The sequence below is a fragment of the Oleispirillum naphthae genome (assembly GCA_027864655.1).
GTDB classification, from domain to species: domain Bacteria; phylum Pseudomonadota; class Alphaproteobacteria; order Rhodospirillales; family Rhodospirillaceae; genus Oleispirillum; species Oleispirillum naphthae.
Window position 1 is genome coordinate 201127 of record JAQAZG010000003.1, and the last position, 17422, is coordinate 218548.

Here is a 17422-nt window from a genome sequence, read left to right on the forward strand (position 1 = left end):
GCGCGATAACGCCATCACGCGGCGTGACGGTTGATAGCCGCTACGCGGCGAAAAACAAATGGGGAGCGCGAGGGGGCCGAGTCCCCTCGCGACGTTTTTGTTTTCCTGAAACCCATCTCTTCTCATCGGTGCCCGGAAAAGTCTAGAGCATGTCCGTGCCCGCGTCACGCGCGGTGCCCGGTGTGCGCCCGGCCGAGCGCGTCCTTGACCGCCTCGTGGCACACCGCCGCCGCGTTCTTGCGCGAGCCCAGCGCGGAGAGCAGGCGCGGCTCGAGGAAGTTCACCTCCACGGTGAGGCGGCCCATGCGCAGCACGCTCCACAGGTGGGGCGCCAGGTCCATGTCGCCGTACCAGGCGAAGAAGTGCCGCCAGAGGTAGCCGATCGGCACGCCGAAGCAGTGGGTGTAGGCGACCGCCACCGGCTGCACCACCACCGGCTGGCCCTCGATGTATTCCTCGGCGATGGAGAAGAGGGTGCTTTTGAACGGCAGCACGCGGTTGCCGTCGCTGCTGGTGCCCTCGGGGAAGAGGATGAGCGGCGTGCCGTGGGCGAGCCGTGCGGTGAGTTCCACCTTCTGGCGCGCCGCCTCGGCGCGCTTGCGCTCGACGAACACGGTGCGCCCGAGCTTCGCCAGCACGCCGAGGCCGGGCCAGCCCGCGACGTCCGCCTTGGCGACGAAGACGCCGGGGATGAGGCTGCCGAGCACCGGGATGTCGAGATAGGAGATGTGGTTGCTCACCACCAGGAGCGGCCGCGTCGCGGCGATGCGGCCGTGCACACGTACGCGGATGTTGGCGAGCCGCAGAACCCCTTTCCAGAAGGCGCGGTTGCACACCGTCTGCGCGTGCTCGGAGAGCAGCATCGCGGGCAGATAGACCGGCAGGCAGATCAGCAGCCAGAGGAAAATCAGCGCAAGCCGCACCCCCGCGACCAGGGACTCCAGACCCCCGAGTTCGCCGAACCGCGCCGCCGTTGGCTCCGCTTCCTTGCGCATGCCGCTCAGACCGTGCCCCCGCGCGCCGTGCGGTCGTAATGGCGGAAGTATTTGTCCGTCACCAGGTCGGTCTTGACCATGACGCACACGTCGGTGGTGTTGAACTGCCGGTCCACCACCGCGCCGTCGCCGACGAAGCCGCCGAGGCGCAGGTAGCCCTTGACCAGGGGCGGCAGCGCGGCGAGCGCCTGTTTCGGCGTGACCGAGCCCTTCGCCAGCAGGTCCATCGGCGTGTAGAGCGCGGGCAGCGCGCGCGGGCGGAATTCCTCCGGCGCGAGGTGGCAATGGTGGAGGTAGCTGAGTTCCAGCGCCAGCGCCTGGGGGTCGGTGCCGCTCATGCTGGCGCAGCCGAACATCATCGCGATGTCGTGGGTGAACACGTACTTGGCGATGCCCTGCCACAGCATCTGCATGGTCGAGCGGGTGCGGTAGTCGGGATGGGTGCAGGAGCGCCCGAGTTCCAGAATCTCCCCCGGCAGGGCGAGAATGCGGGAGATGTCGTACTCCGCTGCGGTGTAGAAGCGGCCGATCTTCGCCGCGTTCTCGCGGCGCATCAGGCGATAGGTGCCGACGATGCACGCCGCGGGGGTTTCGCCGCGGGCGTGGTCGATCACCAGAAGGTGGTCGCACACCGTGTCGAAGTCGTCGCGGTCGCGCTGCGATGCGGCGGTCTCGGGCGAAGCCTGCGCGCCGCCGTCGGTGTAGAACACCTGGAAGCGCAGGGCCTGCGCGGCGTCGATTTCGCGCGGGTCCGCCGCCAGACGAACCTCCATGCTGCCGCCGGGCAAGTCGTCGATGGATTCCATGTTTCTCCGTACCACTCAGGGCGGCGCCGATCCCCGTTGCGCCGCATGCAAGGCCATCCCCCGGGCCAGGGAGAGTGTCTTTTTATTCAGTCGTCGGCGACGCCGCCGGGCACCGTGTCGCCCAGCGGCTTGCAATAGAGCTCCAGCCGGTGACCGACCAGGCGGTAACCGTGCTCACGCGCGATGCGGCGCTGCAACTCCTCGATTTCCTTGCACTGGAACTCGATGACGCGGCCCCCCACCAGGTCGATCAGGTGATCGTGATGGTTCTCCGACATCTCCTCGTAGCGGGCGCGGCCGTCGCCGAAGTCCAGGCGTTCGAGAATCTTCTCCTCCTCGAACAGACGGACGGTGCGGTAGACCGTGGCGATGCTGATCTTCGGGTCGATCCGGGTGGCGCGGCGATACACGCCCTCGACGTCCGGGTGGTCGTCGGATTCGGAAAGAACCTGAGCGATGACGCGGCGTTGGCCGGTCATTTTCAGGCCCAGTTCCAGGCATCGCTTCTCAATCCGGGATGTCATGTTCCGTCCATCACGTCCTGTTTGCCTCGCCCGCGACAGTAGTCCGAATCCGCGCAAATGAAAAGACATGCGGATAACGCGCAACGGCGGACTGTATGCAACAGCCCGCCGTTCGTGTCGGTGAAAGTTTCATGAACGCCCGCCGCTTCCGCGGACCGGCCTTACTCCGCCGCGCCGCGCCCGCGCCGCGCCCGCGTGCCCAGGCCGATCTTTTTGGCCAGGGAGGAGCGGTGCCGCGCGTAATTCGGTGCGACCATCGGGTAGTCGGCGGGAAGGCCCCATTTCTCGCGGTAGTCTTCCGGGGTCATGTCGTAGGCCGTCTTGAGGTGGCGTTTCAGCATCTTCAGCTTCTTGCCGTCCTCCAGGCAGACGATGAATTCCGGCGTCACCGACTTCTTGACCGAAATCGCGGGCTGCGGGCGGTCAACCGCCGCTGGAGTTTCCCCAAGCGCCGAGAGGGCCGAAAAAACATTCCGGATCAAACCGGGAAGGTCAGCCAAGGCAACGTCGTTATTGCCGACGTGCGCCGCGACGATTTGCGTCGTAAGATGAAGCAGATTTTCCTTGCACTCTTGCCCAGACATGTACCGAACCCCTTTAATCATCGGATCGATGCTTATATAAAATGTTCATCAAGCATTATCAACATCAAAATCGACGACAATAAAAGGTGCGCGGTATATCCCCGCAACCCTGTGGGTTGATTTAAGAGAAAAAGACATTCTCCGGGGGCGTCGAGATTTTAATACTTACGATAGGTCGCTGTGGCGGGATGTCTAGTCCGAAAGGATGGTTTCGGCCGGAAGGCGCCGAGGGTGCGGTTGCCGGCTGGACAGGGATTGCCGTTGGAGCGCCCTTGCCCGCGGCCGAAAACTCTCATGAAATACCTTTGAAAACAACAAATTATTTGGCGGCTATTGCGTTTTTCCGAGGCCGGTTAGGCCTTTGGCCATAATGTGTGCATCCACGCGCTTTTCCGTATTGTTGATAAACTCAAGGTAGTATTTCCTGCGTGTTCCGGTAATCTGGAATTCATGGGCCGTGTAAAGCGCCACAGCGGCATGATTATTAACGGAAACCTCGAGGAATGCCTGGGCCGCTCCGGCCTCCGCCGCCGCCGCCAGAGCATGCTTCAGAAGAAGGTGCCCCACGCCTTCGCCGCGTTGCTCCGGGCGCACCCCGATGGTCAGAATCTCCATTTCGTCGGCCGCGATACGGGTCAGCACGAAGCCTACAGGCCCCGCTTCCTCCGACTCCGCCAGCAGGGCGAGAACCCCCGCCGAGGACAACAGGGTGCGAAATTCCCCCTCGCTCCATGGGCGGTGGAACATCGCGGCGTGCAGGCGGGCGAGGACCGGCGCGTAGACCGGCGTGGCGTCGATCAGGTGCATCGCGGCGGCGTCGCCAGGGGCACCGCATCCGCGGCGCGCAGATAGGCGGGCAGCGGCGGCCGCCGGTGCGCGGCCACACCCGCGGCGGCGAACACGCCGCTGAGCGATGGCGCGGCGTCGCCGCCGATGTCGCCGCCGAGGCGCAGTCCCTCCGGCGCGGCCCGCGCCTCGGCCAGGGGCATCACCGCCGCCTCGGCCAGGGGCAAACCGTCGGCGCTGAAATCCTGCACGAAGGCGTCGCCGCGCCGGGTGTCGAGAATGACCCTGAGCGGTCCGCCGAGGGTCATCGCCCAGGCCGCGGGGGAGGACACCCCGACCACCGGGCAATCCGCCGCCAGCCCCAGCCCCTGCGCCGCGGCCAGCCCCACCCGCAGCCCGGTGAACGACCCCGGCCCCACGGTGGCCACCACCGCGGCGAGGTCGGCGAACGCCACCCCCGCCTCGGCCAGCGCCTGCTGCAGCAGCGGAATCAGCGCCTCGGCCTGACCGTGCACCATCTCGACGCGCAACGCCGCGCGCGGCGCTCCGTCCACGAACACCCCGGCCTGGCAGGCGCGGCCCGCGGTGTCGATCACCGCCACCGCGCCGCGCGAAAGTTCGACTTGTTCCGGCATGCCCGGTAATCCTATGTTATCCGCGCTCACCCGACCGCAAGGAACCTCCATGCTGATCGAAGTCACACGGCAAAACCACGGCGTCTTCCTGGACCTGGCCTACGCCACCGCCGCCAACTTCACCGGCGCGCCGGTCTATGGCCGCGCCGCATGTTATCTGCACCCGCATGCCCTGGACAAGCTGGAACGCGCCCGCGACCTCGCCGCCGCGATCGGCCTGCGCCTCAAGGTGTTCGACGCCTTCCGCCCCACCGAGGCGCAGTGGGCGCTGTGGAACCATACCCCGGACGCCACCTTCGTCGCCGACCCGAGAACCGGCTCCACCCACGGCCGCGGCGTCGCCGTGGACCTCACTCTCACCGATGAAACCGGCGCGGAACTCGACATGGGCACCGGCTTCGACGACTTCACCCCGCAGTCGCACCACGCCCGCACCGACATCTCCGCCGCGGCGCAGAAGAACCGCGCCCTCCTCCTCGGCCTGATGACCGCCGCGGGATGGGAGTTCTATATGAACGAGTGGTGGCACTATCAGCTCCCCGATGCGGGGCGGAAATACCCCCTGCTCTCGGACAGCGTCCTTTCCCTGCCGATGATGTCTTAAAAAAAACAAGGTCAGGGCTCCGCCCTGGACCCGCTGGGGCCGTGGGCCCCAGACCCCATAACTGGTTTTTCGCCGCACGGGCTTATGGCGCTGCGCGCAAAAACTAAAAACCATGGGAGGCCCGGAGGGTATTGGAACCCCGGTCCCCAAAGGGGACAAATCGCCCCGGTGGGGCGATTTGAGGGTGGAAATCCCCCGGAGGGAGACCCTCCGGAAAGTTTTTGTTTTTTTCACACCACCCGGCTGATTTCTTCCGGCGCGAAGCGGGGGTTGCGCGGGTGCAGGCGGGCGGCGTCGCCGTGGCCGAGGTTGCAGAGGAAGTTGGCGCGGATTTGCGTTCCGGCGAAGAATTCCCCGGTCACGCCGTCGGCGTCGAAGCCGCTCATCGGGCCGCAATCGAGGCCGAGGGCGCGGGCGGCGAGGATGAAGTAGCCGCCCTGCAGCCCGGCGTTGCGGAAGGCGGTTTCGGCGATCAGGGCGTCGTTGCCGACGTACCAGGATTTCGCGTCGGTCTGGGGGAACATGCGCGGCAGCGCCTCGTAGAAGGCGTAATCGATGCCGAGGATGACGGTGACCGGCGCGGCCATGGTCTTTTCCACGTTGCCGGGGGCGAGGTGGGGTTTGAGCCGCGCCTTGCCCTCGGGCGTGGACACCAGAACGTAGCGGGCGGGCTGGGTGTTGGCGGCGGTGGGGGCCAGCCCGGCGAGGCCGATGGCGCGGCGCACCAGATCCGGATCGACCGGCTCGTCGCGCCAATAGGAATGGGTGCGCGCCGCGGTGAACAGCGCCGCGAGGGCGGAATCGTCGAGCATGGGCATTGCAAGCCTCCGGCAAAGGGAATTCTGGACCGCGCATTTCGAAGCGGTAATAATCGCTTCCGTCTCGACATGGGGGAGACTTCGATGATTCACAAGCTTGTGCGGCGTTGCGGCCTGTCGGCCTTTCTGTTCTCCGCCTGCGTGGGCGCTGCGGCCCCGGCGCGGGCCGAGGCCCCGGCGGCGGACGCCACCGCCGCGGTGGCGCTGATGTACCACCGCTTCGGCGAGGACGGCATTCCCTCCACCAACATCCGCGTCGAGCAGTTCGAACGGCATTTGCAGATTCTCGCCGAGGGCGGCTATCGCGTGGCGCCGCTGGAGGAGATCGTCGCGGCGATGAAGGCGGGCGCGCCGCTGCCGCCCAAGACCGTGGCGATCACCGTGGACGACGCCTACGCCTCGGTGTTCACCGTCGCCTGGCCGCGGCTGAAGGCGCGCGGCTGGCCGCTCACCGTGTTCGTCGCCACCGACCCGGTGGACCGCGGCCTGCACGGCTATCTCACCTGGGAACAGATCCGCGCCCTCGCCGCCGAGGGGGTGACCATCGGCGCGCATTCCAGAACCCACGCCCACATGGCGAAGCTCTCCCCCGCCGCCGCGGCGGCGGAGATCGCGCAGTCCAACGCGCGCTTTCAGGCGGAACTGGGCAAGGCGCCGACGCTCTTCGCCTATCCCTACGGCGAGGCCAACGCGGAGACCGAGAGACTGGCGGCGCAGACCTATGCCGCCGCCTTCGGCCAGCATTCCGGCGTGCTCACCGCGGCGGACAACCGCTTCTTCCTGCCGCGCTTCGCGCTGAACGAGACCTATGGCGACGAAAGCCGTTTCCGCCTGGTGATCGGCGCGCTGCCGATCCCGGTGGCCGACGTCACTCCCGAGGACCCGACGCTCACGCGCAATCCGCCGCTCTTCGGCTTCACCGTGGCCGATCCCGCGGTCTCCCTGCGCGGCGCGAAGTGCTATGCGTCGAGCCCGGGGGAAACCACCACCGAGGTGCTCGGCCGCCGCGTCGAGGTGCGGCAAAGCGCGGGCTTCACCGGCACGCGCGGGCGCATCAACTGCACCCTGCCGGGGCCGGATGGGCGCTGGCGCTGGTACGGGCGGATGTTCTATCTGCCGCCGGGGGTGCGCGCCGCCGGGGTAAGGGACGACTAGCCTAGTCGCCGGGCTTCAACCACGGCAGCATCGGGGAATCGTCCTCGTCGAGGTCGGCGAGGTGCTCCTCCCAGGTGGCGAGGTAATCGGCCAGCGCATCGTTCAGCGCGGCCTCGGGGCTGATCCCCTGGGCTTCGGCCACGGCCTTCAGCCGATCGGCGGTTCCGGGATTCAGCGGGACGGTGTAGGTTTCGTCGGGCATTGAAAAAACGTCGCAATTTCTGAAAGGGCGATCACCATAGCATGGCCCGACGCGCCGGACCAAAAGCCAAAACGCGCAAGGCCGCGCCCGCCCGCTCCGGCGGGCGCGCCATCCTGCGCTGGGCGGTGGCGGGGTGCATCTGGGCGGGCATCGCGCTTGCGGGTTACCTCGTCTATTGCGCCTACGGCCTGCCGGACATCGACGCCGCGGCGCGGGAGCCGCGCCGCCCCGCCGTGGTGGTGGAGGCCGCGGACGGCCGCCTGCTCGCCACCTACGGCGACCTGCACGGCGGCTATGTGCGCTTCGCCGAGATTTCCCCCAACCTGATCCACGCCCTGCTCGCCACCGAGGACCGGGGGTTCTATTCCCACTTCGGCGTCGCGCCGCTTTCGGTCGCCCGCGCGGTGTGGGTCAACCTGCGCGCCGGAGGGGTGCGCCAGGGCGCCAGCACGATCACCCAGCAACTGGCGAAGAACCTCTTCCTGTCGCGCGACCGCACGATCCACCGCAAGGTGCAGGAACTCCTCCTCGCCTTCTGGCTGGAGGCGAAGTTCGGCAAGAACCAGATTCTCGCGCTCTACCTCAACCGCGTCTATTTCGGCGGCGGCACCTACGGCGTGGAGGCCGCCGCCCGGCGTTTCTATGGCCGCTCGGCGAAGGACGTGGACGTCTACCAGGCGGCGGTGCTGATCGGCGCGCTCAAGGCGCCGTCGCGCTACAACCCGCTCGCCTCGCCCGAGGCCTCGGACAAGCGCGCCCGCCAGGTGATCCGCAACATGGCGGACGCGGGCTACCTCTCCGCCACCGCCGCCGCCCGCGTGCCGCGCCGCAGCGCCATCGGCGCGGGGGGCGGCGGCCTCTCCCGCTATTTCACCGACTGGGTGCTGGATGCGGTGGGCGACCGCCTCGGCGCGCCGGACCGCGACGTCTGGGTGCGCTCCACCCTCGACCCCCGCGCGCAGAGAATCGCCGAGGAGGCGCTGACCTCCGCCCTCGACCGCGACGGCGCGAAACACCGCGTCGGCGAGGGCGCGGTGGTGGTGATGGACCGCTCCGGCGCGGTGCGCGCCATGGTCGGCGGGCGCGGCTACGTGGCGGGCGGCTTCAACCGCGCCACCCAGGCGGTGCGCCAGCCCGGCTCGACGATCAAGCCCTTCGTCTACCTCGCCGCGTTCTCCCGGGGCCTCTCCCCGGAAACCGTGTTCGACGACGCGCCGGTCACCATCGGCGGCTGGTCGCCGCGCAACGCCGACAACCGCTTCCGCGGCCCGGTGACGTTGCGCACCGCGCTCATCCACTCGCTCAACACCGTGCCGGTGCGCCTGTGGCAGCGCCTGGGGGCCGCGCCCATCCTCGCCACCTGCGCGCGCTTCGGCCTGCCGCAGGACGACGACGCCAACCCCAGCGTGGTGCTCGGCAGCGGCTCCGCCACCCTTCTCGACCTCACCGCCGCCTACGCCGCGCTCGCCAACGGCGGCGTCGGGGTGTGGCCGCGCGGCCTCGAAACCGTGCGCGACGCCCAAAACCACGTCCTCGACCGCCCCGCGGGCGGCGGCCCGGGCCGTATCGCCGATGCCGACGCAGTGGCGACGCTGACCGATATCCTCACATCCGTGATCGCCGAAGGCACCGGCCGCCGCGCCAAGCTCTCCATCCCCGCCGCAGGCAAGACCGGAACCACCCAGAACGGCCGCGACGCCTGGTTCGTCGGCTTCACCGACCGCTACGTCGCCGGGGTCTGGCTCGGCAACGACGACAACTCCCCCATGGAAAAAGTCGGCGGCGGCACGCTGCCCGCCCGCATCTGGCGGGACGTGATGGAAGATTTGTCGCGGTGAAAACCAGGCCAAGGCTCCGCCCTGGACCCGCTGGGGCCGCGGGCCCCAGACCCCCATTCGTTTTTCGCCGCGCAGCGGCAAGCAACACCTGCGTTGCCGACGCACGGTCTTATGGCGCTACGCGCAAAAACCAGAGCTTATGGGATCAAAGGGCCTTCCGGCCCTTTGCGGGGTCCGGGGTAGCGCCCCGGCCTGGTTTTTCCAGACTACCGCAGCGGTGGGCCGATGCGGTGCAGGGCGATGCCGTGGCGTTTCAGCCAGGCGCGGTGGGGGCCGAACTCCGGGTCGAGTTTGGCGACGATCTGCCAGAAGCGGGGGGAGTGGGACATATCCGCGAGGTGGGCGACCTCGTGGGCGACGACGTAGGCGAGGATTTCCGGCGGCGCGAGGACGAGCCGCCAGGAGAAGCGCAGCGTGCCGTCGGCGGCGCAGCTGCCCCAACGGCCGCGCGTGTCGGCCACCGCGATGCGGCGGATCGGCCGGGGGGAAAACGGCGCGGCGCGGTGGAAGGCCTCTTCCGCCGCGGTGGAGAGGAGGGTTCGCGCGGCGCGTTTGAGCGCGTCCGCGGTGCGGCGGGGCAGGTGTTCCGGCCTGCCGCCGAGGGTCAGCGTGGCCGCGGTTTCATCGAGGCCGGGCGCGGCGGCGGGGGCGTGGACGAGGGTGAGCGCGCCGCCCTGGAAGGGGATTTCCGCGCCCGGGGAAAACGCGATGCGCGGCGGCAGCTTGGCGGCGCGGCGGGCGAGCAGCGGCGCGTGTTCGGCGAGCATCGCGGCGATGGTGGCGGCGGGGCAGCGCGGCGGCGCGCCGATGCGCAGGGTATCGGAGACGGCGCACAGCCGCAGGGTGACGCGGCGGCTGCCGGGCCTGCGGGAGAGCACCAGCGGCCAGTCCGCGCCGTTAAGCGGCCAGGTTGCCGGCAGGGCGGCGGGGGCGGCGCGGCGGGCGAGCAGGGAGAGGATCACAGGTCGTCCCACTCCACCACATGGTCTTCCAGGTCGATCACGGTGTCCTCGCCGACGCAGCGGCCCTTCACCGAGACCCCGGCGCGGTGCACCGCCTCCGGGTCGCCGCAGACCAGATAGTGCCACTCCGGCAGGGGCTTGCCCTCGGCGAGCAGGCGGTAGGCGCAGGTGCGCGGCAGCCAGGCGAAGGTGTGCGCGCCCTTGGCGGTGAGGCGCACGCAGTCGGGCACGCGGATGCGGCGGCGCGGATAGTCGGTGCAGCGCGCGGTTCCGGTATTCAGCAGGCGGCAGGCGACGTTGGTGAAGGCGATCTCGCCGCTGTCCTCGTCCTGGAGTTTGTGCAGGCAGCACTTGCCGCAGCCGTCGCACAGCGATTCCCACTCCGCGTGGGTCATCTCGGAGAGTTTCTTGGTCTCCCAGAAACGGCTCATGACGACTCCCGGTCGATCAGGTGCATGAACGAGCCGCACACCTTGCCGCGGCGCAGCCCGGCGCCGCCGCGGTCCTCGCCCGCCGCGTCCTTCACCGCGAACAGCGGCTCGGCGGGACCCTCGGCGGTGATCGCGGCGTAGTGGAACTCGTGCGCGCGGAAGGCGGTTCCCGCCGGGCCGAAGGGCGCGCCGCCCATCTGCGCGGCGATGCGGTAGCCCATGTGCAGGCGGCGGTTGGCGAAGCTGGTGGAGAGCGGCAGCAGGCCGAGCATCGCGTGGTCCGCGCCGTCGGCGTCGGTCAGCACGTCGCCCAGCGCCATGTAACCGCCGCATTCGCCGAACACCGCGGCCCCCTTCGCCGCCGCATCGCGCACACCGGAAAGGAAGGCGGCGTTGCCCGCGAGCAGGCCGGCGTGCAGTTCCGGGTAGCCGCCGGGCAGGTAGACCGCGTCGCAATCGGCGGCGGGGGCTTCGTCCGCCAGCGGCGAGAAGAAGCCGAGTTCCGCCCCCGCGGCGCGCCAGCCCGCCAGCAGCGCCGGATAGCAGAAGGCGAAGGCGACGTCCTGCGCCACCGCGATGCGCTGCCCCAAGGGCGGCACCGGCACCGGCTGCGGCGCATCTGGCAGGGCGGCGGGGCGCGCCATCGCGGCGAGCGTATCGAGATCCAGGCGTTCGGCGATCAGCCCGGCGGCGGAGTCGAGGAAGCCCGGCAGGTCCGGGTGTTCGTGCGCCTGCACCAGGCCGAGGTGGCGCTCCGGCACGCCGAGGCCCTGGGTGCGCGGAATGCCGCCGAGGATGCGCACCCCCGGCACCGCCGCGGCGGTGGACTCGCACAGGATATCCAGGTGGCGGCCCATGCCGACGTTGTTGAAGATCACCCCCGCGATCGCCACCCGCGGGTCGTGGGCGGCGAAGCCGCGCACCACCGCGGCGGCGGAGGCCGCCTGCCCCTTGACGTTGACCACCAGCACCACCGGCCAGCCGGTGAGCCGCGCCAGCGCGGCGGTGGAGCCGTCGCGCTCCGTTCCCGGCGGCACCATCGCCCCGTCGAACAGGCCCATCACCCCCTCGGCGACGATGATGTCCGCATCGCGGGAGAGATCGCCGATCAGCCCGGCGATGGTGGCCTCGCGCATCGCCCAGGTATCCAGGTTGAGGCAGGGCCGGGCGGTGGCCGCGGCGTGGAAGGCGGGGTCGATGTAGTCCGGCCCGACCTTGGCGGAGGCGACGCGCAGCCCCCGCTTCGCCAGGGCGCGCAGGATGCCGAGCGTGGTCAGGGTCTTGCCCGAGCCGGAGGCGGGCGCGGCGAGGATCAGGCCGGGAATGCTCAACGGATTTTTCCTATGGCGGTTTTCAGGGCGCGGGCGAGGAGCCTGGGCTCCACGGTGTGCGCGAAATGGCGGATGAAGCGTCCGTCCGCATCCATCAGGTAGATCGCGGTGGAATGATCCATCAAATACTCCGCCGCGCCCTGGCCCTCAACCCTGGCATAAGTGGCGGAATAGGCCTTGGCCGCCGCGGCGATCGCGGCCGGGCTGCCGGTGAGGCCGGTGATCTTCTCGTGGAAGTGGCTGGTGTACTCCGCCAGGGCCTCCGGCGTGTCGCGGTCCGGGTCCACCGAAATGTAGACCGCCGCCACCTTCTCCTGCTCCTCCGGGGTCAGCAGGTCGATGGCGTCCGCGATGTTGGCGAGGCTGGTGGGGCAGACGTCGGGGCAGAAGGTATAGCCGAAATAGACGATCAGCACGCGGCCCTTGAAGTCCGCGTCGGTCACCGTCTCGTGGTGCGGCCCGGTCAGGGCGAACGGCCCGCCGATGGTCTCCACCGGGCGCGCCGCCAGGCTCCAGGCAAGCGCCAGAAGCACCGCCGCGTTGACCAGGAAAAGCATCGGCAACAGCCGCCGCGCCCAGGCGCGGAAGCGGTCCGCCGCCCAGCCGCCGATCATCCCCAGGCCGATCAGCGCGGGCATGGTGCCTGCCGCGAACGCCGCCATGGCGAACAGGCCGCCCAACGCCTCGCCGGAGGCCGCCGCAGCCGCCAGCGCCGCATAGACCAATCCGCAGGGAATGAACCCCAGCGCCACGCCGAGACCATAGCCGCGCCAGCCGACGGGCCGCGCGAACAACGGCCGCACGATGCGGTCGATGCCGCGCACCCACAGGCTGTCCGCCCCCAGGCGGAAGGGCAGCTTCAGCCCCAGCCGCGGCAGCGCATAGCCGAGGAAGCCGAGCGCGGCCAGGGCCAGCAGCGCCGCCCCCGCCCAGTTGGCGGCGCGCCCGGCGGGGATCATCCCGAACAGGCCGCCCGCCACGCCGCCGAGCGCCGCATAGGTGGTCATCCGCCCCAGGTGATAGGGCGCGAGCAGGCCGCCCTTGACACGGTGCCACTCCCGCATTTCGGCGGCGGGAACGTCCTCCAGACGGCAGGCCGCCTGCGCCACGACGAACGGCCCGCACATGCCGACGCAATGGGTCACCGACCCCAGAAGCCCGGTGAAGAACAGGGTGGCGATCAGACTGCCGTGCTCCTCCACCGCCGCCACGCAGTGCGCGGCGCCGGAACCGAGAAAGGTGAGAAGCAGGTCCTGCGCATTCATGATGCCTTCAAGGTAGACGAAACCTCTGCCGGTTCAACCCGCTTTCACGGGAAGCGGGAAAACCAAAACGTCGTGGGGGGACTCGGTCCCCCCACGCCCCCCATAACCAAGTTTTTCGCCGCGCAGCGGCAGGCAACCGTCACGCCGCGTGACGGCTCTATGGCGCTACGCGCAAAAACCAAGTTATGGGAGGCCCGGAGGGTCCGCGACCCTCCGGAAAGTTTTTGTTTTCCACCTCACACTCACCCCGGCAAATCGCGGTTGACGGCGGGGGGAGGGGGCACCGATCATGGCGCGCCATGATCGAGACTCTTTCCCCCGCCGGAATTCTGTTCGCCGCGTTGCTGTTCGACACCGCGGTGGGCGACCCGCATGGGTTCTACGACCGGGTGCCGCATCCGGTGGCGTTGATCGGGCGCGCCATCGCCTTTCTCGATGCACGGTGGAACCTGCCGCAACGCGGCCCCGAGGCGCGGCGGCGCAGGGGCGTGGCGCTGGTTCTGACCATGGCGGGCGGCATGGCGGCGATCGGCCTGGCGCTGCACGGCCTGGCGTTGGCGCTGCCCTACGGCTGGGCGATCGAGGCGTTTTGCGTCTATCTGCTGATCGCGCAGAAGGATTTGTACGTGCACGTGCGCGCCGTGGCGCGCGCCCTGCGCGGCAAGGGGCTGGAGGCGGGGCGCGCCGCGGTGGGCTGGATCGTCGGGCGCGACCCGGCGCTGCTGGACGAGCCCGGGGTGTGCCGCGCCGCCATCGAATCCTGCGCCGAGAGCTATTCCGACGGCATCATCTCGCCGGTGTTCTGGTACGTGGCGCTCGGCCTGCCGGGGTTGTGCGCCTTCAAGGCGGTGAGCACGCTCGATTCCATGGTCGGCCACAAGACCGAGACTTACATCGACTTCGGCCGCGCCTCGGCGCTGACCGACGACGCGATGAACTGGGTTCCGGCGCGGCTGGCCGGGGCCTTTCTCTGCGGTGCCGCGGCGCTCTGGCCCAAGACCGACGGCTGCGCCGCCTGGCGCACCATGCGCCGCGACGCCAAGCTGCACGATTCCCCCAACGCCGGATGGCCGGAATGCGCCATGGCCGGTGCGCTGGGGGTCAAGCTGCTCGGCCCGCGCGTCTACCCCGGCGGCGAGGCGATCGAGGCGCCGTGGGTCGGCGACGGCGCGGCGGAGGCGACCATCGACCACATCTGCCGCGCGCTCAGGCTCTATGCCACGGCGTGCGCAATCAGCGGGGGACTGGCGATAGGGGTTCTGGCTTTCGTGGGGTAGGGGGATTCATTATCGGCATAAAGGAGTGCGTAACGTGACGAGTCGAACCCAAGACCCCCGGCCTGCCGGGGCGGACGTGCCGGGCTCGGTGGAAGAGGCGATCACCAGCCGCAAGTCGGCGCGGGCCTTTCTGCCCACGCCGGTGCCGCGCGAAACCGTAGAGCAGGTCCTCGCCCTCGCCGCCCGCTCGCCGAGCGCCACCAACACCCAGCCCTGGCGGGTCTACGTGGCGATGGGCAAGGTGCGGGATGCGTTGGCCTTCGACCTCTGCGCCGCCTTCGACGACCCCGACTTCCCGCAGGAGCCGGGCTATGCCTTCTATCCGGACCCGATGCCGGAGCCCTACCTCTCCCGCCGCCGGGACCTCGGCTGGAAGCTCTACGGCCTCCTCGGCATCGACCGCGGCGACCCCGAGGCGCGGCACAAACAGCACGGCCGGAACTTCCGCTTCTTCGATGCGCCGGTCGGACTGTTCTTCACCGTCGAACGCTGCATGGAACGCGGCAGTTGGCTCGATATCGGCATGTTCATGCAAACCGCCATGCTCGCGGCGCGCGGCATGGGGCTGCACACCTGCCCGCAGGCGGTGTTCGTGCCCTATCACAAGGTGATCCGCAAACACCTGCCGATCCCGGACACCGAAGTGATGGCCTGCGGCATGTCGCTCGGCTACGCCGATCCCGCGAAGATCGAAAACACCCTGGTCTCCCCCCGCGACCCCGTGACGGGCTTCGCGTCGTTCCTCGGGTGCTGAAACCAAAAACTTTGCGGAGGGTCGCGGACCCTCCGCGCCTCCCATAACTTTTGGTTTTTGCGCGCAGCGCCATAGTCCCGTGCGGCTGCAACGGGAAATACCGATTGCCGCTTCGCGGCGAAGAAAGTTAGGGGATCAAAGGGCCTCGCGGCCCTTTGCGGGGTCCGGGGCAGAGCCCCGGCCTGGTTTTCCCCGCTACCGCGCCGCCTTGAGGATCGCGTCGATGTCGGTATGGGCTTCCATGTGGTCGGCGAGTTTGTCGAGCGTCGTCTCGACCAGTTTGTCGTATTCCACGGCGGAGCGGTCGCTGCCCGCGATATGGCGGAGGAAGGCGGCGCGGAAGCCGTCGGAGGCGAAGATGCCGTGGATGTAGCAGCCCATCACCCGGCCGCTGGCGTCGATCGCGCCGACGGCAGTGTTGCCGAGCGTCACCCAGGGGGTGTCGAGGCCGGGGCCGGTGGTTTCCCCCACGTGCATTTCGTAGCCCGCGATGTCGCTGTCGGACCAGTGGTCGTGGCCCGCCACCTCGCGCAGCACCTTTTTGCCGCGCATCGAGGTGGCGAGGTCGAGGTAGCCGAGGCCGGGGGTGTCGCCGGGCGGGCCCTCGATGCCGTCGGGGTCGGAGACGGTGGTGCCCAGGCTCTGGAACCCGGCGCAGAGGCCGACGAGGAATCCGCCGCGCCGCACGTGGGCGGCGATGTCGATGTCCCAGCCCTCGGTGCGGATGACCTCCAGGTCGGCGCGGGTGGCCTTGGAACCGGGGAGGATGACCACGGTGGCGTCCGCCGGGATCGGTTCTCCCGACTGCACGAAGATCACGTCCACGTCCGGCTCGGCGGCCAGCGGGTCGAGATCGTCGAAGTTGGCGATGCGCGAGATGCGCGGCACGGCGGCGACGATGCGCCCGCCCTTGCGCGAGAAGTCGCGGTTCTCCAGGGTCATCGCGTCCTCGGCGGGCAGCTTCGCCGCATCGGCGAACCACGGCACCACGCCGAGGCAGCCCATGCCGGTGCGCGCGCGGATCGCCTCGATGGCCGGGTCGAACAGGGAGACGTCGCCGCGGAACTTGTTGATCAGGTATCCGGCGATGCGGGCGCGCTCGCTTTCGGAGATCAGCACGTGCGAGCCGACCAGGGAGGCGATGACGCCGCCGCGGTCGATGTCGCCGATCAGCACCACCGGCACGTCCGCCGCCTCGGCGAACCCCATGTTGGCGATGTCGTTGGCGCGCAGGTTGACCTCCGCCGCGCTGCCGGCGCCCTCGATCAGCACGATGTCGCACTGCGCCTCCAGGCTGCGGAAGCTTTGCAGAATCTCCGGCATCAGGGCCGCCTTGGCGGAGAAGAACTCCCGCGCGCTCGCCGAGCCGCGCATCTGGCCGCGCACCACCACCTGCGCGCCGATGTCGGTCTGCGGCTTCAACAGAACCGGGTTCATCTCCACACTCGGCGGCACGCCGCAGGCCTTCGCCTGCAACGCCTGGGCGCGGCCGATCTCTCCGCCCTCGGGCGTCACCGCCGCGTTGTTGGACATGTTCTGCGGCTTGAACGGGCGAACCCGCATCCCCCGGCGCACCAGGGCGCGGCACAACCCCGCCACCAGCATCGACTTGCCGACATCCGACCCGGTGCCCTGAAACATGATCGCGGTCATTGGCCTAAGCCCTTCCTTCCCCGAACTCACCCGGTCCCTGGTAATAATGCGGTTTGCCTGAAAACGAAAGCCCTGGGGAAAGCCAGGCCAGGGCTTGTATCTCTGAGTTGCCTGCCGCTTTGCGGCGAAAAACCAAGGGGAGGTCCGGAGGGACCGAGTCCCTCCGGAAAGTTTTTATACCCTAGAACTCGATCCCCGCCTGGGCTTTCACCCCGGCGCGGAAGGGGTGTTTGACCATGCCCATTTCGGTGACGAGGTCGGCGGCTGCGATCAGCGCCTCGGGGGCGTTGCGGCCGGTGGCGACGATGTGCATGTCCTGCGGCTTGGCGGCGAGCGCGGCGACCACGTCGGCGACGTCGAGGTAGCCCATGCGCAGGGCGATGTTGATTTCGTCGAGGATGATCATGCTGTGCGCGCCCGCGGCGATCCAGCCCTTGGCGGTTTCCCAGGCGGCGGCGCAGGTGGCGATGTCGCGTTCGCGGTCCTGGGTTTCCCAGGTGAAGCCTTCGCCCATGATGCGGAAGTCCACCTGGTCGCCGAAGCATTCCAGGGCCCGGCGTTCCGCGGTGTCCCAGTTGCCGGAGCCCTTGATGAACTGGATGATGCCGACCCTGCCGCCGTGGCCGATGATGCGCAGCGCCATGCCCATGGCCGCCGTGGTCTTGCCTTTGCCGGGGCCGGTGTGGACGATGACGAGGCCCTTTTCCACGGTTTTTTCCGCCATCAGGCGGTCGCGGGCGGCCTTGTGCTTTTTCATCTTTTCGGCGTGGCGGCGGTTGAGGTCGTCATCGCTCATGCGGGG

At 69.2% G+C, this 17422-nt stretch carries 19 protein-coding genes; 5 read left to right on the forward strand and 14 right to left on the reverse strand.

Going from position 1 to position 17422, the window contains the following annotated elements:
* Positions 1 to 164: 164 nt before the first annotated feature.
* The 6 genes from O7R11_RS05370 to tsaB all read right to left on the reverse strand — a co-directional run bounded on the left by O7R11_RS05370 (position 165) and on the right by tsaB (position 4330).
* Positions 165 to 995: a lysophospholipid acyltransferase family protein gene (locus O7R11_RS05370; RefSeq protein ID WP_337996464.1), complete on the reverse strand. Its 831-nt coding sequence runs from the start codon at positions 993 to 995 to the stop codon at positions 165 to 167.
* Positions 996 to 1000: 5 nt separating this feature from the next.
* On the reverse strand, positions 1001 to 1801 hold the full coding sequence (locus tag O7R11_RS05375) for a GNAT family N-acetyltransferase (protein WP_337996465.1): 801 nt from the start codon (positions 1799 to 1801) through the stop codon (positions 1001 to 1003).
* A gap of 86 nt (positions 1802 to 1887) precedes the next feature.
* A complete protein-coding gene (locus O7R11_RS05380; protein WP_337996466.1) occupies positions 1888 to 2325 on the reverse strand; it encodes a Fur family transcriptional regulator in 438 nt (145 codons plus the stop codon).
* A gap of 161 nt (positions 2326 to 2486) precedes the next feature.
* Complete coding sequence (locus O7R11_RS05385; RefSeq protein WP_337996549.1) at positions 2487 to 2909, reverse strand: Ros/MucR family transcriptional regulator; 423 nt, start codon at positions 2907 to 2909, stop codon at positions 2487 to 2489.
* A gap of 330 nt (positions 2910 to 3239) precedes the next feature.
* A complete protein-coding gene (gene rimI / locus O7R11_RS05390) occupies positions 3240 to 3716 on the reverse strand; it encodes a ribosomal protein S18-alanine N-acetyltransferase (protein WP_337996467.1) in 477 nt (158 codons plus the stop codon).
* Positions 3707 to 4330, reverse strand: coding sequence for a tRNA (adenosine(37)-N6)-threonylcarbamoyltransferase complex dimerization subunit type 1 TsaB (gene tsaB, locus O7R11_RS05395; RefSeq protein ID WP_337996468.1), 624 nt, complete (start codon positions 4328 to 4330; stop codon positions 3707 to 3709). Before tsaB ends, rimI begins: the two co-directional genes overlap by 10 nt.
* Positions 4331 to 4379: 49 nt before the next feature.
* Between tsaB and ddpX the strand changes: the two genes are divergently transcribed.
* Positions 4380 to 4934, forward strand: a complete 555-nt coding sequence (gene ddpX / locus O7R11_RS05400; protein WP_337996469.1) for a D-alanyl-D-alanine dipeptidase — start codon at positions 4380 to 4382, stop codon at positions 4932 to 4934.
* A 230-nt stretch (positions 4935 to 5164) separates the two neighbouring features.
* Here ddpX and O7R11_RS05405 read toward each other — a convergent pair whose 3' ends face one another.
* Positions 5165 to 5752: a malonic semialdehyde reductase gene (locus O7R11_RS05405; protein ID WP_337996470.1), complete on the reverse strand. Its 588-nt coding sequence runs from the start codon at positions 5750 to 5752 to the stop codon at positions 5165 to 5167.
* Positions 5753 to 5836: 84 nt separating this feature from the next.
* Here O7R11_RS05405 and O7R11_RS05410 point away from each other — a divergent pair, with 84 nt between their 5' ends.
* The gene (locus O7R11_RS05410) at positions 5837 to 6907 is read left to right on the forward strand and encodes a polysaccharide deacetylase family protein (protein WP_337996471.1); all 1071 of its coding nucleotides are present in this window, start codon (positions 5837 to 5839) and stop codon (positions 6905 to 6907) included.
* A gap of 1 nt (position 6908) precedes the next feature.
* Here O7R11_RS05410 and O7R11_RS05415 read toward each other — a convergent pair whose 3' ends face one another.
* Entirely contained in the window at positions 6909 to 7109 is a 201-nt protein-coding gene (locus O7R11_RS05415; RefSeq protein ID WP_337996472.1) for a CopG family transcriptional regulator, read from the reverse strand.
* A gap of 41 nt (positions 7110 to 7150) precedes the next feature.
* Here O7R11_RS05415 and O7R11_RS05420 point away from each other — a divergent pair, with 41 nt between their 5' ends.
* Complete coding sequence (locus tag O7R11_RS05420; protein WP_337996473.1) at positions 7151 to 8947, forward strand: transglycosylase domain-containing protein; 1797 nt, start codon at positions 7151 to 7153, stop codon at positions 8945 to 8947.
* A 206-nt stretch (positions 8948 to 9153) separates the two neighbouring features.
* Here O7R11_RS05420 and O7R11_RS05425 read toward each other — a convergent pair whose 3' ends face one another.
* From O7R11_RS05425 to O7R11_RS05440, 4 genes are read right to left on the reverse strand one after another with little or no spacing between them, the layout of a single operon-like run.
* The gene (locus tag O7R11_RS05425; RefSeq protein WP_337996474.1) at positions 9154 to 9909 is read right to left on the reverse strand and encodes a M48 family metallopeptidase; all 756 of its coding nucleotides are present in this window, start codon (positions 9907 to 9909) and stop codon (positions 9154 to 9156) included.
* Positions 9906 to 10340, reverse strand: a complete 435-nt coding sequence (locus O7R11_RS05430) for a YcgN family cysteine cluster protein (RefSeq protein WP_337996475.1) — start codon at positions 10338 to 10340, stop codon at positions 9906 to 9908. The genes O7R11_RS05425 and O7R11_RS05430 overlap by 4 nt, the downstream gene beginning before the upstream one ends.
* Positions 10337 to 11671: a cobyrinic acid a,c-diamide synthase CobB gene (locus tag O7R11_RS05435; RefSeq protein ID WP_337996476.1), complete on the reverse strand. Its 1335-nt coding sequence runs from the start codon at positions 11669 to 11671 to the stop codon at positions 10337 to 10339. Before O7R11_RS05435 ends, O7R11_RS05430 begins: the two co-directional genes overlap by 4 nt.
* Positions 11668 to 12936, reverse strand: a complete 1269-nt coding sequence (locus O7R11_RS05440) for an SCO family protein (protein ID WP_337996477.1) — start codon at positions 12934 to 12936, stop codon at positions 11668 to 11670. The genes O7R11_RS05435 and O7R11_RS05440 overlap by 4 nt, the downstream gene beginning before the upstream one ends.
* A 299-nt stretch (positions 12937 to 13235) precedes the next feature.
* Here O7R11_RS05440 and cbiB point away from each other — a divergent pair, with 299 nt between their 5' ends.
* Positions 13236 to 14213, forward strand: coding sequence for an adenosylcobinamide-phosphate synthase CbiB (gene cbiB / locus O7R11_RS05445; protein WP_337996478.1), 978 nt, complete (start codon positions 13236 to 13238; stop codon positions 14211 to 14213).
* A gap of 34 nt (positions 14214 to 14247) precedes the next feature.
* A complete protein-coding gene (locus tag O7R11_RS05450) occupies positions 14248 to 14967 on the forward strand; it encodes a nitroreductase (protein ID WP_337996479.1) in 720 nt (239 codons plus the stop codon).
* A 195-nt stretch (positions 14968 to 15162) separates the two neighbouring features.
* Here O7R11_RS05450 and O7R11_RS05455 read toward each other — a convergent pair whose 3' ends face one another.
* Positions 15163 to 16620: a cobyric acid synthase gene (locus O7R11_RS05455; RefSeq protein ID WP_337996480.1), complete on the reverse strand. Its 1458-nt coding sequence runs from the start codon at positions 16618 to 16620 to the stop codon at positions 15163 to 15165.
* A 181-nt stretch (positions 16621 to 16801) separates the two neighbouring features.
* Positions 16802 to 17416 (reverse strand): cob(I)yrinic acid a,c-diamide adenosyltransferase, encoded by a 615-nt coding sequence (gene cobO, locus O7R11_RS05460; RefSeq protein WP_337996481.1) that lies wholly within the window; start codon positions 17414 to 17416, stop codon positions 16802 to 16804.
* Positions 17417 to 17422: the final 6 nt, after the last annotated feature.

What these genes read in the sequence shown, in the direction of transcription:
- O7R11_RS05415 (WP_337996472.1), bottom strand. Translation starts at nt 7,109, where the DNA reads ATGCCCGACGAAACCTACACCGTCCCGCTGAATCCCGGAACCGCCGAT.
- O7R11_RS05370 (WP_337996464.1), bottom strand. Translation starts at nt 995, where the DNA reads ATGCGCAAGGAAGCGGAGCCAACGGCGGCGCGGTTCGGCGAACTCGGG.
- O7R11_RS05380 (WP_337996466.1), bottom strand. Translation starts at nt 2,325, where the DNA reads ATGACATCCCGGATTGAGAAGCGATGCCTGGAACTGGGCCTGAAAATG.
- O7R11_RS05440 (WP_337996477.1), bottom strand. Translation starts at nt 12,936, where the DNA reads ATGAATGCGCAGGACCTGCTTCTCACCTTTCTCGGTTCCGGCGCCGCG.
- ddpX (WP_337996469.1), top strand. Translation starts at nt 4,380, where the DNA reads ATGCTGATCGAAGTCACACGGCAAAACCACGGCGTCTTCCTGGACCTG.
- O7R11_RS05455 (WP_337996480.1), bottom strand. Translation starts at nt 16,620, where the DNA reads ATGACCGCGATCATGTTTCAGGGCACCGGGTCGGATGTCGGCAAGTCG.
- O7R11_RS05405 (WP_337996470.1), bottom strand. Translation starts at nt 5,752, where the DNA reads ATGCCCATGCTCGACGATTCCGCCCTCGCGGCGCTGTTCACCGCGGCG.
- cbiB (WP_337996478.1), top strand. Translation starts at nt 13,236, where the DNA reads ATGATCGAGACTCTTTCCCCCGCCGGAATTCTGTTCGCCGCGTTGCTG.
- O7R11_RS05420 (WP_337996473.1), top strand. Translation starts at nt 7,151, where the DNA reads ATGGCCCGACGCGCCGGACCAAAAGCCAAAACGCGCAAGGCCGCGCCC.
- cobO (WP_337996481.1), bottom strand. Translation starts at nt 17,416, where the DNA reads ATGAGCGATGACGACCTCAACCGCCGCCACGCCGAAAAGATGAAAAAG.
- O7R11_RS05430 (WP_337996475.1), bottom strand. Translation starts at nt 10,340, where the DNA reads ATGAGCCGTTTCTGGGAGACCAAGAAACTCTCCGAGATGACCCACGCG.
- O7R11_RS05410 (WP_337996471.1), top strand. Translation starts at nt 5,837, where the DNA reads ATGATTCACAAGCTTGTGCGGCGTTGCGGCCTGTCGGCCTTTCTGTTC.
- O7R11_RS05375 (WP_337996465.1), bottom strand. Translation starts at nt 1,801, where the DNA reads ATGGAATCCATCGACGACTTGCCCGGCGGCAGCATGGAGGTTCGTCTG.
- O7R11_RS05385 (WP_337996549.1), bottom strand. Translation starts at nt 2,909, where the DNA reads ATGTCTGGGCAAGAGTGCAAGGAAAATCTGCTTCATCTTACGACGCAA.
- tsaB (WP_337996468.1), bottom strand. Translation starts at nt 4,330, where the DNA reads ATGCCGGAACAAGTCGAACTTTCGCGCGGCGCGGTGGCGGTGATCGAC.
- rimI (WP_337996467.1), bottom strand. Translation starts at nt 3,716, where the DNA reads ATGCACCTGATCGACGCCACGCCGGTCTACGCGCCGGTCCTCGCCCGC.